Below are 14,591 nucleotides of genomic sequence, written 5' to 3' on the forward strand. Positions count from 1 at the left end.
TTGACCTCGAAGAGCTATGGAGATGCAAGAATTGAGCAAAATACTCAAAGTACTGCGAGCCAAATGAGCTGGAGTGACCATTTGAACACCCTTGACCCCATGGACCTGAAGATCCTCCTGGAACTCATTAAGGATCCACGCATCCAGATCGCCGAGTTGAGCGAGGAACTGGGCATAGCGCGTAACACTGCTCAAAGCCGGGTCAAGCGCCTTCTCCGGTCCGGGGTGCTTCATGCAGCCGGGCGGGAAGTAGACCTCGAAAAGGTGGGGTACGACGTCGTCGCCTTTGTGACCATTGAAGTCACCCACCGGGAACTCGACGGCGTTATTGGCGCCTTGCGCCTGATCCCCCAAGTGTTGGAGGTCCACGAAATTTCCGGTCGCGGCGACCTGTGGTGCCGGGTGGTGGCAACGGACACCCACAACCTGCAGTCTGCATTGCGCTCGGTGCTTCGCACTAAGGGAGTCATCAGAACCGAAACGGTGCTTGCTCTGCACACCCACATCCCGTACCGCACGGAGCCATTGATCGGCAGGATGGCGGCAACGCCAACACGGCCCCGGCAAGAGGGCCGGAGCGCCGGCTCGGAGGGCTAAACGGACTAGGCTTTTAGGCATGGATTGGCTCTCACACATTTCCCAGATCAACTGGCTCGCCGTACTTCTGGCTTTCGTTTCATCCATGGTGATCGGCTTTGTCTGGTACATGCCGGCCGTTCTGGGCCGCAGGTGGATGCAGGCAATCGGTAAGACCGAAGACGACCTCAAGAACATCGAAGGCGGAGCGGGCATCTGGGTTCCCATGATGGTGGCAGCGGCCGTGACCAGCATTCTCCTGGCCGTCCTCATCAGCGCCCTGGATCTCAATACTTTTGTTGCCGGCGGTTTCTTCGCCCTCATCCTTGCCTTGGTATTCCGTGCCGGGGGCCACGTCATTCACAACGGGTTCGCTGGCCGCCCCACCGCAGTAACCGTCATTGATTCCGGCCACGACCTCCTGGCAATGACCATTGCGGGCGCCATCATCGGTGCCATGCAGTAGCGTTCAACCAGTGACCATTATCGACAACGCCGTATATGTAGACGGCGTGCGCACCGCCACCCCTCACAGCCTTGAACAGACGTTTGAGACGCTCTCCGAACATGGGGGCATGGCTTGGATTGGGCTGTACCGTCCCACCAAGGATGAGATGGCCGCCGTCGCTCACGAGTTCGGGCTTCACCACCTCGCCGTGGAAGACGCCGTCTCGGCGCACCAACGGCCCAAGCTGGAGCGCTACGACCACAACCTGTTCACCGTCCTACGGCCGGCCCGGTACCTGGACGAAACCGAGACGGTGGAATTCGGCGAGCTCCATGTCTTCACCGGACCAAACTTTGTGGTGACCATCCGCCATGCCGAAACCGGTGGCGTGGCTCGAGTGCGCAAACGGCTTGAGGAGCGCCCCGATCTCCTTCGCCATGGCCCCGAGGCTGTGCTGTACGCCCTCCTGGACCAAGTGGTGGATGATTACGCTCCCGTGGTCGCAGGCCTGGAAAACGACATCGACGAGATCGAAGACCAGCTCTTCAGCGGCGACAGCGCTGTTTCACGTCGTATCTATGAGCTGGCCCGTGAAGTGATCCAGTTCCAGCGTGCCATCCACCCTCTGCCGGACATGATGGTGCTACTGGAAAAGGGCTTCGAAAAGTACGGCGTTGACATCGAGCTCCAGCGCTCCCTCCGCGACGTGGAGGACCACGTCCAACGGGTGATCTCAAGGGCCAACTCGTTCAGGGACCTCCTCCAGAATGCGCTCACCCTAGATGGAACGCTAACGGCCAACCGCCAAAACGAGGCAAGCGCCGCCCAAAACGAGCAGGTCAAGAAGATCTCATCCTGGGCGGCCATCTTGTTTGCGCCGTCCTTCGTAGCCGGCGTCTACGGAATGAACTTCGACCATATGCCCGAACTCCACTGGGACTTCGGTTATCCCCTGGCGGTAGGGCTGATGTTTGGCGCAGCCCTCCTCATGTACGCCATCTTCAAACGCAAAGGTTGGCTGTGACGCCTTCCTTGGGACGTCCTCAAAGTCAACGCGACATTGCCAGGACTTTACTCGAGGGCATGGCACACGACGCCGGGCAGTCCGGTTTTGCCTTTGAACCCAGCCAGCGGCAAGCAGCTGAGCGGTTGGCGACCTTTGGCGCCCAGGTGACAGGCCGCCGTCGGGCGCTTCCCCGAAAGCCGCCACGAAGCCTCTACCTGCACGGCCCTGTGGGCCGCGGGAAAACCTGGCTGATGGACAGCTTCTACGGAAGGCTTGAGGCGCGGTAACGGCGTGTCCACTTCCACGACTTCTTCCGCAAGGTCCACAGCGGAACACATGGCTTGGAAGCTGGCAATGGAACAGCAATCCAACAGTCCGTGGACGCGCTGTTGGACGGTGTTGAGGTGCTGATCTTTGACGAGTTCCACGTCCACGACATCGGTGACGGCATGTTCATTTACCGACTCTTGCGGACCGCCGCGCAGCGTCGCGTCTCCCTCGTGGTGACATCCAACTACCCAGCCGATAGTGGTCAAGAACTCCGACCCGGACCTTCTATGGGTTGGTTTTGCGGAACTGTGCGGTGGCTTGACCTCGACGTCGGACTTTCTGGTCCTGGCCGAAACATTCAGGACGTGGGTCATCGACGACGTCCCTTCGCCAGCGGTAGGTGACGCTGCGTCCGCGCCGGCCTGGCAGCGCTTCAGCAACGTGGTGGATGTGCTCTACGACCAGGACATCACCCTCTTCCTGATCGGCAACGGCCCCCTCGACTGGGACATCGAGCCTAACGGCAACGCTCTACCCGTGGATCTCGCGCGCATCGCCAGCCGGTTATCCCCGCTGAGTCGATCCCATCCGGACCAGGCCTTGGAACGCGAAGAGGCCGCCGGAAGGTAAGGTTCCAACGGCCTCCTGTAGTAAATACCCCGAGGCTGGCAGCTAAATGACGCCGCCGGCCGCGGAGGGAGCACTGGCGTCGTGACCGCCGTCGCCAACGGTTTCGCGGGCTACATAATTCTCGATGTCGAAGAGGTTCTCGGCGCGCTCGGTGATGTTCAGCAGCGTGGTCATGGAGGCAACTTCCTCAACCTGCTCCTTCAGGAACCACAGCATGAACTGCTCACCCAAGGCATCGCCCTCTGAACGGGCAACACGGAACATCTCCTCGATGTTGCGGGTGACTTCCTTTTCCTGCTCCAAGGCGAGCGCAATGGGCTCCTTGGCGTTGGCGAAGTTATTGCGAACCGGGGCGATGCCCGGAATCTCCACGTGGACGTTGCGGTCCAGCATGTACTGGACCATCATCATGGCGTGGTTGCGCTCTTCCAGGGACTGGCGATAAAAGTGGCGGGCCAACTGTGGCAAGTCTTCGCCATCAAAATACACAGCCACGGCGATGTATTGCTGGGAGGCCGCAAACTCATTGGCAACCTGGGCGGACAACAGCTCATTGAAAGTCTTCTTAGCCATGGCTCGATCCTACAGCCGGGGCATGACACTTTTATTGGTGAGGTTGGCCACTACTCAAGGCAGCAGAAGGCTGATCCCAACACCGGCCGCAGCAGAGATAACGCTCGCCACCATGGATCCCAATCCATTGATGAGCGCCAAACCCACCCTTCCACTCTGTACCAGTCTGATGGTCTCCAGACTCGCCGTGCTGAAGGTCGTGTACCCGCCCAGGAAGCCCGTCCCCAGTATTAGCAACAGGGACTCCGGCGCCTGGCCCCGCATTACCAGTCCGGCAAGGAACCCGAGAGCAAACGAGCCCGTGACATTTATCAGGATGGTTCCCCAGGGAAGTGCAGTCCTGAGGCGCTGCCGGATCAATCCGTCCACCATAAACCTGACCGCTGCACCGACTCCGCCAGCAAGGGCGAGAAGTATCACCGTCACGGCACACGCCCGGTAACGCGACGGTGATGCCAGGCACCCAACCAGATGCCGGCAGTAGTGGCAGCGGCCCCGCCGAACAAGCTCGCTGCGAGGTACCCGGCAGCCTCCGGGGCCGCATCCGCTCTGAATAAGTGGATGGCATCCAAAGCCAGTGTGCTGTACGTCGTAAACGCGCCCAGGAACCCCGTACCCAAGGCGAGGCGCACAACCCGGCGGCTGCCGACGTCGGGCCCCCTGCGCGAGAGTCCTTCCAGCAGGGCCCCCAGGGCCAAGGCACCTGAGAGGTTGATGACCAAGGTAGGCAGCGGCCAGGCATCCGGCGCTGGGATCACCAGTCCAAGGCTGTACCGGGCGAGCGTTCCGAACACGCCGCCTGCCGCCACGATGCCGATGAAACCCCAGTGAAGGTGAACTGGCTTGCTTGCCTCAGTCCTCGTCATCGTCGTCCGGGACCCGGGGGTTCACGGGCACCACAAGGACCGGCACGTCCTGCCGATGAAACAGATGCCGGGCCACGGAACCAGCCGTCAGCTCCTTGATCGCGGCCGTCAGCTTATGCTCACGGGTGCCCACCACAATCATGGAGGCGCCGATGCTCCTGGCCTCGCGGGCCAAGGCGTGCGCTGGTTCCCCTGCAAGCGGGACAATGGACCACTCAACGTCTTGATCAGCCAAGAGTTGGGCAATGGTGGTCGCTAGTGATTCCGGGATCCCTTGGGCTCCATCAACGGTATCGGGGTCGATGGGCGCTGCCGGCCCTCCGGTGGTCCCATCGACTGGATACACCGTGACGTCGGCATACGCGCAAACAAGTGGCAGGCCCGCACGGGCGGCAAACCGTGCTGCCTGCTCCAGGACTGCGGGCTGCTGCCCGGGCATCACGCCTACCAGGACGGGTCCGGACATCTTGCCGGAGGCCTCGGGATGGGGTGTAGGGGTCTCAGTCACAGCGCAATTCTACGACGACGGAGTCGGCTCACAGATTGCCGCGGCCGGGCCACAGACCATAGAGCAGCGGAACCGCCGACGCGATCATCACCACGTTGCCAAGTATGAGGTCGTCAGCTCTCATCACGGATCCAGCCACCAGGAGGGCTGCAAAGATCACGGCAGCTACTGCTCGCCGCGCCAGGATAATAAGCCGGGACATTTGTCGTTCCAGACGGCGGTTGGATACTTGGAGTGTTCCGTCTTCGAACCGGGTAACCAGCCCATCCAGCCGTTTCGGCAATCGCAAGGCGACCGCCGCGGCCTCGAATGCCTGCCCTGCGACGTCAGTGACCAGGTTGCCTCGCTCATCCCGCAGCAGTTGCGCAGCGTATGGTTCCACCGAGTCCCACAAGTTGAACCGGGCATCCAGCGAACTACATACACCCGACGTCAGTGACATGGCGCGGATGATGAGCAGGAAATTCTCCGGCAGCTGAAACGGAAGCGACCTGATGACGCTGCCGAACTCCGTCCCAAAATCTCGGAAATCCCGCGGGTCCACTTCTCGAAGTTCGGCAAAGCCCATGCCGCCAAAGCGTGCGAAGAGCTGCGTCATGGCCCGCTCCAGCTCGGCCGTGTCAGCCGAAGGCATCAGAACGCCAACATCGCTGATGGCAGCCACGAGCCCCCTTCCATCCCGCGAAGCAGCCGCAATCAGGAGCTTGCGCAATCCGCTTCTGGTCTTCGCAGGAACCTCCCCCATCATGCCGAAGTCGATGAACGTCAGCTTCCATGGATGTTCCACTGACCCGGAATCGGGTGTGACAAAGATGTTGCCGGGGTGTGGATCGGCGTGAAAGAAGCCCTTGGTGAACAATTGGTCAAACATCACTGACGCGAAAACGGGGGCAACCTCCGCCGGGTCAATCCCCGCCATACGAAGCGACTCTGCGTCCGTGATCTTGATGGCTGTGACGTCTTCCAGGGTGAGCACCCGGCGTGTAGTCCGTTCCCAAACCACCCCCGGCACGGTCACCCTGCCATCGGCGGCGAAATCAGCTGCAAAGCGCTCTGAATTTGCGGCCTCATTAAGGTAATCGATCTCCTCAAGGCTGGTCTGCGCAAACTCCTTGATCAGAGCAGGAACATCGGCGCGGTTTGAGACGAGGCGGATGCGGCTAAGCCAGCCTCCCACCCGTCGCAGAGCGGCAAGATCGACGTCCACGATCTTGTCGATGCCCGGCCTTTGTACCTTGAAAACCACGCTGCTTAGGCCAGTATCCTCGGCATTGCCCGCGAGCAGCTTCGCCCGGTGCGCCTGCCCCAAGGATGCCGCGGCTATGGGCGACTCCTCTATCGAAGCGAACACTGATTCCAAGGGCGCCCCCAGCTCCGCCTCGGCAAGGGCCCTGATGGCGGGGAAGGGAACCGGCGGCACTTCGTCCTGAAGGCCCTCCAGTTCAGCCGTAATCTCAGGCGGTAGAACATCCAGCCGGGAGGACATGAACTGGCCTACCTTGATCATTAGCCCACCAAGCTCCACGGCGAGGCCATGGAATCGCCGGGCAAAGCGTTGCATCCTCCGCGAACGGCTGCGTTCAGTCAGTTTTCGCAGGCCCACACGAGGAAGGAACAGCTCAAACCACCAGGTCACCAGCAAATGCCATGCAGCAAACCTGAGGATTCGACGATAGCGGGCACGGGCTTCCCCGGCCATGGGATCTGTCCGGTCGCGTCGAAGCGACGTCACTCCCTTCAGTCCCGGGCGAGGATCGAATACAGCCGACGACGAGCCTCTTCCAGCACCGTCACGGCCTCTTGCACCTGTTTGGGGGTTCCTGTCCGCCCTACTTGCGCAGCAGCCTGGGCAAGCTCCACCCCCGCTTTGGGCAATGCCGCGAAACCTGAGGTGCTGCCTGTGGATTCCCAAGGCGCTGCCGTTTCGGCGCTTGCGACATCTTCGCGGCCCGCCTCAGTGAGGGAGTATATTTTGCGGCCATTGGATTCCTCAGTGCTGACGAAACCCTCATCTGCCAGCAGTTGCAAGGTGGGGTACACCGAGCCGGCGCTTGGCTTCCAGCTTCCGCCACTGCGCTCTTCGATTTCACGGATGATCTGATAACCGTGCATGGGTCGTTCAGCGAGGAGGGCCAGAATGGCTGTCCTCAACTCACCCCGTCCAGCACGGGTTCCGGAGCGCTTTTCAAACCGCGACCTGAACTCCTCCACGGCCTGCCACATGCCGTCAAGGTTGTTACCCATAAATCCGCTTGCAGGGAATGAATTGTGCATCAAGCTCACCTCGGTTGGTCGTGAACGATACTGAACGATACTTAACGATATACATGCTGGATGCGCGAAACAATGGCTGCCTGGCAGGCTAACGCACCCTTCGTGTTCGTCATCCTTAGTTGATGATTTCGCCGCGTTCGTCCGCAACGATCGCCGCCAGTCGTACCCGCCACTCCTGCAGCGCCTCAGGAGTTAGGCGAGTCCACCCGTCAACTTCACCGATAACTTTGAGGGGGGCGCTGCTGCGATAAGACCGGGTGGGGTTGCCAGGAAATTTCTTGTCCGTCACATTCGGGTCGTCCTCGAAAGCTCCGGTTGGCTCAACGGCATAGACGCGCGGTTCGCCATCGCCGGCAGCGAGCTCGGCAGCCAGCCCCGCGCCATCCCGAAGAGCTGTGAAGTAGATGTGATTCATCACGACTTCAGGACGATAGTTGGATCTGAAGCCGGGACTCAGGAGATCGCCCGTCGTGAGGTCGGCCTTCGTCCCGTGATAAAAGGGACCCTCGTCAAGCGGTTGATTCATCAGCGGTTGACTCACACCTACAGCCTACTTCCAGGGGCAAAAGGATCGGAGTTCCAGTCTGGACCCGTGCGGGAGTCTTGAGGTTTTCCTGAGGAAGTGTTGCGGGTATGCAGGATTTGTTCTTGATCCGGGCCCGGCACAGTAGTTCTTGTCAGCCAGAGAGGCTGGAAACGAACGGCCGGCCGGTCTCACGGTGGCCTCCCGAAAGGAAACTGATTCCCATGGCCATCAGCCTCAAGACCACCTCCGGCAAGATCCTCGCTTCCGTCGCACTGGTCGGCACCGCAGCCGCCGTCGCCGGCATGGGCACCTACGGCGCGTTCACCTCTTCGACCTCCGCCTCCCAAGCCGTCACCGCAGGAACGGTCACCATCGCCCTGGGCGCACCCGGCCCCGCGAACACCCTCAACGTCCCGGTCGCTGGACTGCTGCCCGGCGACAAGGTCGAAAAACTCGTCACCCTGGCCAACACCGGCAACTCGGACCTGAACAACGTCACCCTCACCACCAACGCCGGCACCACCGCATCCCTGCTCACCACGGACGTGACCAACGGCCTGCAGCTGACCATCGAAAACTGCTCCGTGGCCTGGACCGGCGCCGCAGCCCCGTACAACTGCACCGGGACCAAGACCACCGTCCTGGCCTCCGGCCCGGTCATCGCAGCGAACAAGGTCCTGAACAACCTCACCTCGCTGACCTCGGCCAAGACCGACAACCTCAAAGTCACCACCGCGTTCCCCACCACCGCGAACAACGACTTCCAAGGCGCCACCTCCACCATCGCCTTCGCCTTCACCGGCACCCAACGCACCGAAACCACCAAGTAAAGCCAGAGGGAGCCAAAGGCTCCCACCCAAGGCCCCGGGGGCCGGCCCGTTTGCCCTTCAGGCCGGTCCCCGGTCCATATCCTGAGCAAGTCTTGAGGGCATTGCACACCAACCCTTGAGCCTGTCCAGAGACACTAAAAGCACAACGAACACCTGAAGGGAACGCCAGGCATGAGCGCACTGAGCACCATCTCCACCCCCGCCGTCCACGGCCGGCGTTCAGCCGCAAAGTCCGTAACCGCCGCCGAGACCGCCGCTGTGAAGCAGCCCGCAGCGGCCCCTACAACTGCTGCCAGCGCCGCTGGCACTTCGGGCCGGTTCCGTCGGATTGCCGGCAATGTGGTCAAGGGCATCGGCGTGGGCATGCTGATCCTAGGCGCGTTGGTGTTCCTGTTCCTGGCGATCGGGCCACGGATCCTGGGCTACCAAACCTCCACCATGCTCACCGGTTCCATGGCCCCGCTGATCAACCCGGGCGACGTCGTGGTCACCGTCCCCACACCCACCACCGACGTCAAAGTAGGCGACATCATCACCTACCACATCCCCGTCGAAGACCAGCGCGTGGAAACCCACCGCATCACCGAGATCACCACCACCGCCGACGGCGGTATCGCAGTCCAGACCAAAGGCGACGCCAACAACGGCATCGACCCCTGGATCGCCACCCTCCAAGGCAAAACCGTGGACAAGCACGTAGCCACCATCCCCTACGTTGGCAACGCCATCCGGGCCCTACGTGAACCCATCGTCATGAACACCCTCATGTACGGCGCACCCGCCATCCTCGTCATCGGAATGCTGGCCTCCATCTGGACCAAAAACCCGGACAACACAGCCCCGCAAGCCACAGTAGGAGCCGGGGATGAAAGCGCCGCGTAGCGCTGCCGCCGGCGACTGGGACTTGAGCCGAATCCAGTCACTCGCCGACGAGCTTGGAAACCCGAGGCCGGCATTGCGGTTCTTGGCAAAGTACCTTTCAATGCTCCCTCAACGGGTGGAAAGGATCGTTCATGCTGTGGATGAGGGCGACGCATCAGAGACCACAACGGCACTCCTCAGCCTGAAGATCAGTTCAGCCATGGTGGGCGCCTTGGAAACAGAGCACCAGTGCCGGGCGATGGAATCAATGATCCGTGAAAATCATTTCGACGACGCCGCCCAAGCACTCCCGGCGCTGAGGCAAACAACGGACCGCTGCCTTGCATCACGGTCCAACCTCATTCGCGCAGCGCATGTTTCGCTCAGCCGGCATGGTGGATACTTCCGCACTTGAACGATTGAGTGCAATAAAATCTGTGGAGCTAAGGAGATTCGAACTCCTGACCTCTTCGATGCGAACGAAGCGCTCTACCAACTGAGCTATAGCCCCTGGACCGAGAGCCTCAACTGCCCGGCCAGTGTCCCTAGGCTACAAACTTTCCCTGCGCTTTTCCAACCACCACACGAACGTCTCCTGGCCTTGCACCTGTGGTCGCTTCCAGGACTTAGGCGCGGCGACGCTGCAGGACATCGTCCAAGTTGCTCAGGGCGCTGTGGTTCTTAGCAGTGGCCACTACAGCAACTGCTGCCTCGGCCTGCTCAACGTTCTGCTTCAGCACAGGCTTGCCAACGGGCTTTGGTGCCTCGGGCAGGTCCAAGGGCTCTGGAGCTGGTCGCGGTGCTTTCGCAGCGGCCACGTACGTTGGCTTGGGGACCTCCACCGGCTGCCAGCTGGCGCCTTTGGAGTCGTTGGCAACTTGAGCGGATTTATCGCCTGCGGCAACTGCCACAGCAAGCGCTGCCTCGCGCAATTCCTTGGCTGACAATCGAGGAGCTTCACGGCTAGAGGCTTCGGCGTCAAAAACCGTGGTTTCCTTCGCTGCGACAAGCGGCTCCTTGGGCAAGTACCGGGCAGGCGTGGGGATGGGTGAGGCCTGAGCCGCACGGCGAGCCCGCCGTTCACGAAGGTCCCGCAAGGCGAGCTTACGCAAGGTAACGACAGCCAGCACAGCGCCAATGAGGGAAACCAGCGGCAACCACACAGAACCGATGCCGAGAATTCTGAGAACCCCTGACACCGCGGCCGTAACTAACAGGGCCAGGCCTGCCAAGGCGAGCGTGAGCCGGGCGTAACGGATCGTGAACGGCGTAGGGGGCGCCTTCCGGAGCGAGGACTCCGCCGCTGGGGAGTCCTGGGGCGACGCCGGTGCTTTGCTGTGCATGGTCTCCATCGGTTTCTCCTGCTGAGGTGCCAAAGTCAGTACCACCCCTGCCTGCGTTTCGTCTGGTTCGTCATCAAGAGCCTCTGCTGGAACAGTGGCCGTTTGGACTTGTTGGCGCCTGTTCCGCAAAACATAGGGCGCCACCCAGACCATCCACAGCGCGACAGTGACCACGAGTATCACTGAGCTGCTGAGAGGGAAGTCCACATTCAAAACCGTAGAAGCAAATCGCCGGGTGCGGCGGCATTGCGGCCGGTGTGTCGTGGGCGAGTCCGCAAATGACTGGAGATATGAGCGAAAAGGCCGATGACCTGCCCGTTTATCCTCTCAGCCACCTGCGCAGGAGTCCTTCCGGCACCTCCTCGGCCGTCAACGCAAAAGAGCGGTGATCAGCCCATTCGCCGTTGATGTGCAGGTAGCGTTCCCGGTAACCTTCATCGCGGAATCCGAGCTTCTCCACAACCCTCAAACTCGGAGAGTTCTCTGGACGGATGTTGATTTCCATACGGTGCAAGCCGAGCACCCGGAAGCAGTGGTCAGTTGCCATCGCAACCGCTGTGGGCGCAATGCCACGCCCGGCGCGGTCCTTATCCACCCAATAGCCGAGGGTGGCCATCATGGCCGATCCCCACACGATGGATGAGACCGTCAACTGGCCGACGATTTGCGGCTCGCGAAAACCGGCCGTTCTCTCAACTATGAGAAACGGCAAAGCGGTTGACTGACGGGCCTGCTCATTCAAGGACCCCACCATTTGACGGTAGCTGGGCAGGCGCCCACCCGGAGCCGGGTTGGACGCCTCCCACGGCGCCAGCCACTCGCTGTTCCGCGAACGGACTTCGGACCATTCCCGCTTGTCGCGGTATCGGATGGGCCGGAGCAGCAGGTCTCCGCTTTCCAGCGTTACCGGCCAGATCGCAGAGCCATACATCATTTGTCTATTTGGGAAGTGTGGCGGTGAAGTTGGGCAGCCACTCGCGAAGCTCAGGACCGAGGTCTTCGCGTTCGCAGGCAAGCTCGATGCAGGCCTTGAGGTAGCTGAGCTTGTCGCCGGTGTCGTAACGACGGCCACGGAACACAACGCCGTAGACGCCGTAACCTTCACCTTCGCCGGCAGCAAGCACCTCAAGGGCATCGGTCAACTGGATTTCTCCGCCGCGACCGGGAGCCGTCTTCTCCAAGACGTCGAACACGGCCGGGTGCAGCACGTAACGTCCAATCACGGCAAGGTTGGAGGGCGCCTCTTCCGGAGAAGGCTTTTCGACGAGTTGCTTGATGCGCACGTAGCCATCTTCACCGTTGTCCTCAACATCGGCGCAACCATAGGCGCTGATCTTGGAAGGCTCTACCTCGATGAGTGCAACAACGGAACCACCGGTCTTCTGCTGAACAGCAATCATTTCGCTCAGCAGGTCTTCACGGGCATCGATCAGGTCATCGCCGAGCAGAACGGCGAAGGGCTCGTAGCCAACGTGCTGCTTTGCACGAAGGACAGCATGACCGAGGCCGTTAGGGTCGCCCTGGCGGACGTAGTGGATATCACCGAGGTTGGTGGCGGACTGAATGGCTTCAAGCTTGGCGGTGTCGCCCTTTTCAGCAAGCGTGGCCTCAAGAGCCGGCACACGGTCAAAGTGGTCTTCGAGTGCCCGCTTGCTGCGCCCTGTAATCATCAGGACGTCATGCAGGCCCACCTTGACCGCTTCTTCGACGACATACTGGATGGCAGGCTTGTCCACCACGGGCAGCATTTCCTTTGGCATCGCCTTGGTGGCGGGCAGGAAGCGGGTGCCAAGGCCTGCTGCGGGAATGACGGCCTTGCGGACAGCGTTGTTTTCTAGAGTCACCGGACTAATGTAACGGACGGAACACACCAACGGCTAAACCCCTCGCCGCGTCGTTAGCACATTTGGTTTTCCGCAGTGGATAACCTCTGCAGCTCAACCGGCGCGCGACAACCACCCGAACGGACAGAGATGGCATCGAAGGAAGACATTCGCAGCAGTCGGCGGCTGCACAGGCGGGCCCTCAGTCCTGAACACCTGGCTCGCGCTGGAGAGTCCCTTGCACAGCATGGCACGGCCTGGGCGGCCAAGGTCTCCCCCGGCGCTTCCTCGACCTTTGCCGTGTACCTGGGCGTCGCTTTCGAGCCGCCCACCATCCCTTTGATCACAGCCCTGCACAAGGCCGGGCACCGGGTGCTACTGCCCGTCTGCGAGCCGGGGCGGCTTTTGAGCTGGGTGTATTGGACACCTGACACTGCATTTGTCCGGTCCACCTTTGCGCCGATAGACGAGCCGGAGGGTGAGCGGCTGGAGAGCTCGGTAGTTGCCGGTACCGCGGGGATCTTCATGCCCGCGACGGCGGTGGACCGGGACGGCAACCGGATCGGCCAGGGAGGCGGCTATTACGACAGGCTCCTCCAGGGCCTGGATGCTTCCGGCGGCAGGCCGCCCACCATCGCCGTAGTGTTCGACGACGATTTGTTACCTTCGGGGTCCATTCCCGCCGAGGCCTTTGATCGCCCCGTGCGTCAAGTGCTGACACCGTCCGGAGTGGTTGAACTCGGCGACGACGCCGAGCAGCGCTGATGGTGGCCGGCTTATCAAGTGAGGCCGGAACTACCGCGGGTACGCCCTGCGGCGACCGATGATAGAATTAGCACTCAGGCCCTGTGACTGCTAAGGCGGACTATCTCCACCGACGCTGCCCAGGACCTGAACTTTGTCCTAAAGGAGGAACTCAGTGCCCACATACGCATACGCTTGCAAAGACTGTGACCATGCCTTCGACATCGTCCAGTCCTTCTCTGACAGCTCCTTGACGGAGTGCCCCGAATGCAAAGGCGCCCTGCGGAAGAAGTTCAACAGCGTAGGCGTCGTTTTCAAGGGCTCCGGGTTTTACCGGACTGATTCCCGGGATGCCAAGGGCAGCACTGTTTCAGCGGCGCCTGCTGCTTCTACACCCGCGCCTTCAGCAGCACCGGCAACTGCAGCGGCAACCAACTAACTGGTTTTCCACATAGGGCACCCGGGCGCTGTTTGCGGCCCGGGAAGCTGGCTACCGTGGCGGCATGCCACATATGTCACGCAGCGCCCTCCTCGCCCGTGCTGAACGCTCATCGCGAGCCGCCGGTACTTGGCCGCCCATCAGCCCTTCGCGCTCCCTGCAACCGCATTCCCGCTCCCGGACCAGTTCACGGTTCAACCGCGGTCGTCCAGGAGGGCGCTCAGGTCAGCGCGGACGCCGGACGGGATTTGGTTCCTGGATTGCACGTAACCGCCGCTTGGCAGTAGCGCTGCTGTTATGCGTGGCTGCCGGCATCGCAGTCCAGGAACTCACCCCTGCGTCTGAGCAACAGGTGAGCGTCCTCGTGGCAGCCCGGGACCTTCCAACGGGGACCCACCTCACCGCAGCGGACTTCACCACTGTTGAGGTACCACCCAATCTCGCGAGCAGCGGAGCTTTGGACAGCGTCGGCGCCCTTGTTGGCCGCCAACTTGCGTCCCCTCTAAGTAAGGGACAGATCCCTTCGGAGACGAGTCTACTGGGACCCGGCCTTCTGACAGGCGCACCCGTGGGATCGGCAGCTGTCCCCCTCCGGATGGCCGATCCTTCGTCCATCCAGCTACTCTCCCCCGGTCAGCTGGTATCAGTGGTCCTCACGGCAGCGGGGTCCTATGACGAATCACGGCAAAGCCAAGTCCTCGCAGGACCTGTACCCGTACTCTGGACGTCAGCCCAGGGCGGCAAGCCCGGTGAATGGCTGGGTACAGGTGACACCGACGGTCTGGTAGTGGTGGCGGCTGATCCTCAACAAGCAGAAAAGCTTGCCGGCGCATCAACGCAAGGCAAGCTTTTCTTTGTTTTGGTTAGCCCCTAG

The 14,591-nt window shown here is 61.4% G+C and carries 20 protein-coding genes, 1 tRNA gene and 1 pseudogene; 11 read left to right on the top strand and 11 right to left on the bottom strand.

The features are described 5' to 3' along the window. The first annotated feature begins 81 nt into the window (after positions 1-81). The 5 genes and pseudogenes from ACZ5J0_RS13340 to zapE (ACZ5J0_RS13360) all read left to right on the top strand — a co-directional run bounded on the left by ACZ5J0_RS13340 (position 82) and on the right by zapE (ACZ5J0_RS13360) (position 2,930). Entirely contained in the window at positions 82-597 is a 516-nt protein-coding gene (locus ACZ5J0_RS13340) for an Lrp/AsnC family transcriptional regulator (RefSeq protein WP_243753078.1), read from the top strand. Positions 598-616: 19 nt separating this feature from the next. Further along, complete coding sequence (locus ACZ5J0_RS13345) at positions 617-1,042, top strand: DUF1761 domain-containing protein (protein WP_166840006.1); 426 nt, start codon at positions 617-619, stop codon at positions 1,040-1,042. Between the two features lie 10 nt (positions 1,043-1,052). Beyond that, positions 1,053-2,048 carry a magnesium/cobalt transporter CorA gene (gene corA, locus ACZ5J0_RS13350; protein ID WP_223940607.1) on the top strand — a complete coding sequence of 332 codons (996 nt, stop codon included), beginning with the start codon at positions 1,053-1,055 and terminating at the stop codon, positions 2,046-2,048. Between the two features lie 59 nt (positions 2,049-2,107). After that, positions 2,108-2,497, top strand: a pseudogene (zapE, locus tag ACZ5J0_RS13355) (AFG1/ZapE family ATPase); the annotation flags it as partial. A 61-nt stretch (positions 2,498-2,558) separates the two neighbouring features. Next, positions 2,559-2,930 (top strand): AFG1/ZapE family ATPase, encoded by a 372-nt coding sequence (zapE, locus tag ACZ5J0_RS13360; protein WP_464093286.1) that lies wholly within the window; start codon positions 2,559-2,561, stop codon positions 2,928-2,930. Positions 2,931-2,972: 42 nt separating this feature from the next. Here the strand turns inward: zapE (ACZ5J0_RS13360) and ACZ5J0_RS13365 are convergent, their stop codons facing one another. From ACZ5J0_RS13365 to arr, 7 genes are all read right to left on the bottom strand, one after another. Beyond that, positions 2,973-3,503, bottom strand: coding sequence for a ferritin (locus ACZ5J0_RS13365; RefSeq protein WP_142938439.1), 531 nt, complete (start codon positions 3,501-3,503; stop codon positions 2,973-2,975). A gap of 54 nt (positions 3,504-3,557) precedes the next feature. Then, positions 3,558-3,929, bottom strand: a complete 372-nt coding sequence (crcB, locus tag ACZ5J0_RS13370) for a fluoride efflux transporter CrcB (RefSeq protein WP_166840004.1) — start codon at positions 3,927-3,929, stop codon at positions 3,558-3,560. Further along, positions 3,926-4,369, bottom strand: a complete 444-nt coding sequence (locus tag ACZ5J0_RS13375) for a fluoride efflux transporter FluC (RefSeq protein WP_142938437.1) — start codon at positions 4,367-4,369, stop codon at positions 3,926-3,928. Before ACZ5J0_RS13375 ends, crcB begins: the two co-directional genes overlap by 4 nt. After that, on the bottom strand, positions 4,356-4,877 hold the full coding sequence (locus ACZ5J0_RS13380; RefSeq protein WP_464093287.1) for a universal stress protein: 522 nt from the start codon (positions 4,875-4,877) through the stop codon (positions 4,356-4,358). The genes ACZ5J0_RS13375 and ACZ5J0_RS13380 overlap by 14 nt, the downstream gene beginning before the upstream one ends. Positions 4,878-4,905: 28 nt before the next feature. Further along, positions 4,906-6,609, bottom strand: coding sequence for an ABC1 kinase family protein (locus tag ACZ5J0_RS13385; RefSeq protein WP_464093288.1), 1,704 nt, complete (start codon positions 6,607-6,609; stop codon positions 4,906-4,908). 5 nt (positions 6,610-6,614) lie between these two features. Further along, positions 6,615-7,151 carry a PadR family transcriptional regulator gene (locus ACZ5J0_RS13390; RefSeq protein ID WP_142938434.1) on the bottom strand — a complete coding sequence of 179 codons (537 nt, stop codon included), beginning with the start codon at positions 7,149-7,151 and terminating at the stop codon, positions 6,615-6,617. A gap of 115 nt (positions 7,152-7,266) precedes the next feature. Beyond that, positions 7,267-7,677, bottom strand: a complete 411-nt coding sequence (gene arr, locus ACZ5J0_RS13395; RefSeq protein ID WP_142938650.1) for an NAD(+)--rifampin ADP-ribosyltransferase — start codon at positions 7,675-7,677, stop codon at positions 7,267-7,269. 221 nt (positions 7,678-7,898) lie between these two features. Here arr and ACZ5J0_RS13400 point away from each other — a divergent pair, with 221 nt between their 5' ends. From ACZ5J0_RS13400 to ACZ5J0_RS13410, 3 genes are all read left to right on the top strand, one after another. Beyond that, the gene (locus tag ACZ5J0_RS13400) at positions 7,899-8,507 is read left to right on the top strand and encodes a TasA family protein (RefSeq protein WP_142936802.1); all 609 of its coding nucleotides are present in this window, start codon (positions 7,899-7,901) and stop codon (positions 8,505-8,507) included. Between the two features lie 171 nt (positions 8,508-8,678). After that, the gene (locus ACZ5J0_RS13405; protein WP_166840001.1) at positions 8,679-9,389 is read left to right on the top strand and encodes a signal peptidase I; all 711 of its coding nucleotides are present in this window, start codon (positions 8,679-8,681) and stop codon (positions 9,387-9,389) included. Next, complete coding sequence (locus tag ACZ5J0_RS13410; protein ID WP_165450178.1) at positions 9,373-9,783, top strand: Hpt domain-containing protein; 411 nt, start codon at positions 9,373-9,375, stop codon at positions 9,781-9,783. The genes ACZ5J0_RS13405 and ACZ5J0_RS13410 overlap by 17 nt, the downstream gene beginning before the upstream one ends. A 23-nt stretch (positions 9,784-9,806) precedes the next feature. Here ACZ5J0_RS13410 and ACZ5J0_RS13415 read toward each other — a convergent pair. The 4 genes from ACZ5J0_RS13415 to galU all read right to left on the bottom strand — a co-directional run bounded on the left by ACZ5J0_RS13415 (position 9,807) and on the right by galU (position 12,555). Beyond that, positions 9,807-9,879: transfer RNA gene (locus ACZ5J0_RS13415), tRNA-Ala, on the bottom strand. Positions 9,880-9,994: 115 nt separating this feature from the next. After that, positions 9,995-10,885: a hypothetical protein gene (locus tag ACZ5J0_RS13420; RefSeq protein WP_223942659.1), complete on the bottom strand. Its 891-nt coding sequence runs from the start codon at positions 10,883-10,885 to the stop codon at positions 9,995-9,997. 145 nt (positions 10,886-11,030) lie between these two features. Continuing rightward, positions 11,031-11,642 carry a GNAT family N-acetyltransferase gene (locus ACZ5J0_RS13425; RefSeq protein ID WP_142938647.1) on the bottom strand — a complete coding sequence of 204 codons (612 nt, stop codon included), beginning with the start codon at positions 11,640-11,642 and terminating at the stop codon, positions 11,031-11,033. Between the two features lie 7 nt (positions 11,643-11,649). Continuing rightward, positions 11,650-12,555, bottom strand: coding sequence for a UTP--glucose-1-phosphate uridylyltransferase GalU (gene galU, locus ACZ5J0_RS13430; RefSeq protein WP_142938432.1), 906 nt, complete (start codon positions 12,553-12,555; stop codon positions 11,650-11,652). Positions 12,556-12,684: 129 nt separating this feature from the next. Here galU and ACZ5J0_RS13435 point away from each other — a divergent pair, with 129 nt between their 5' ends. From ACZ5J0_RS13435 to cpaB, 3 genes are all read left to right on the top strand, one after another. Further along, positions 12,685-13,299: a 5-formyltetrahydrofolate cyclo-ligase gene (locus ACZ5J0_RS13435; RefSeq protein WP_142938431.1), complete on the top strand. Its 615-nt coding sequence runs from the start codon at positions 12,685-12,687 to the stop codon at positions 13,297-13,299. 154 nt (positions 13,300-13,453) lie between these two features. Then, positions 13,454-13,717, top strand: coding sequence for an FmdB family zinc ribbon protein (locus ACZ5J0_RS13440; protein ID WP_142938430.1), 264 nt, complete (start codon positions 13,454-13,456; stop codon positions 13,715-13,717). A 64-nt stretch (positions 13,718-13,781) separates the two neighbouring features. After that, positions 13,782-14,591 carry a Flp pilus assembly protein CpaB gene (cpaB, locus tag ACZ5J0_RS13445; protein WP_464093289.1) on the top strand — a complete coding sequence of 270 codons (810 nt, stop codon included), beginning with the start codon at positions 13,782-13,784 and terminating at the stop codon, positions 14,589-14,591.

It is taken from the genome of Arthrobacter sp. DualSoilB13, assembly GCF_055389195.1.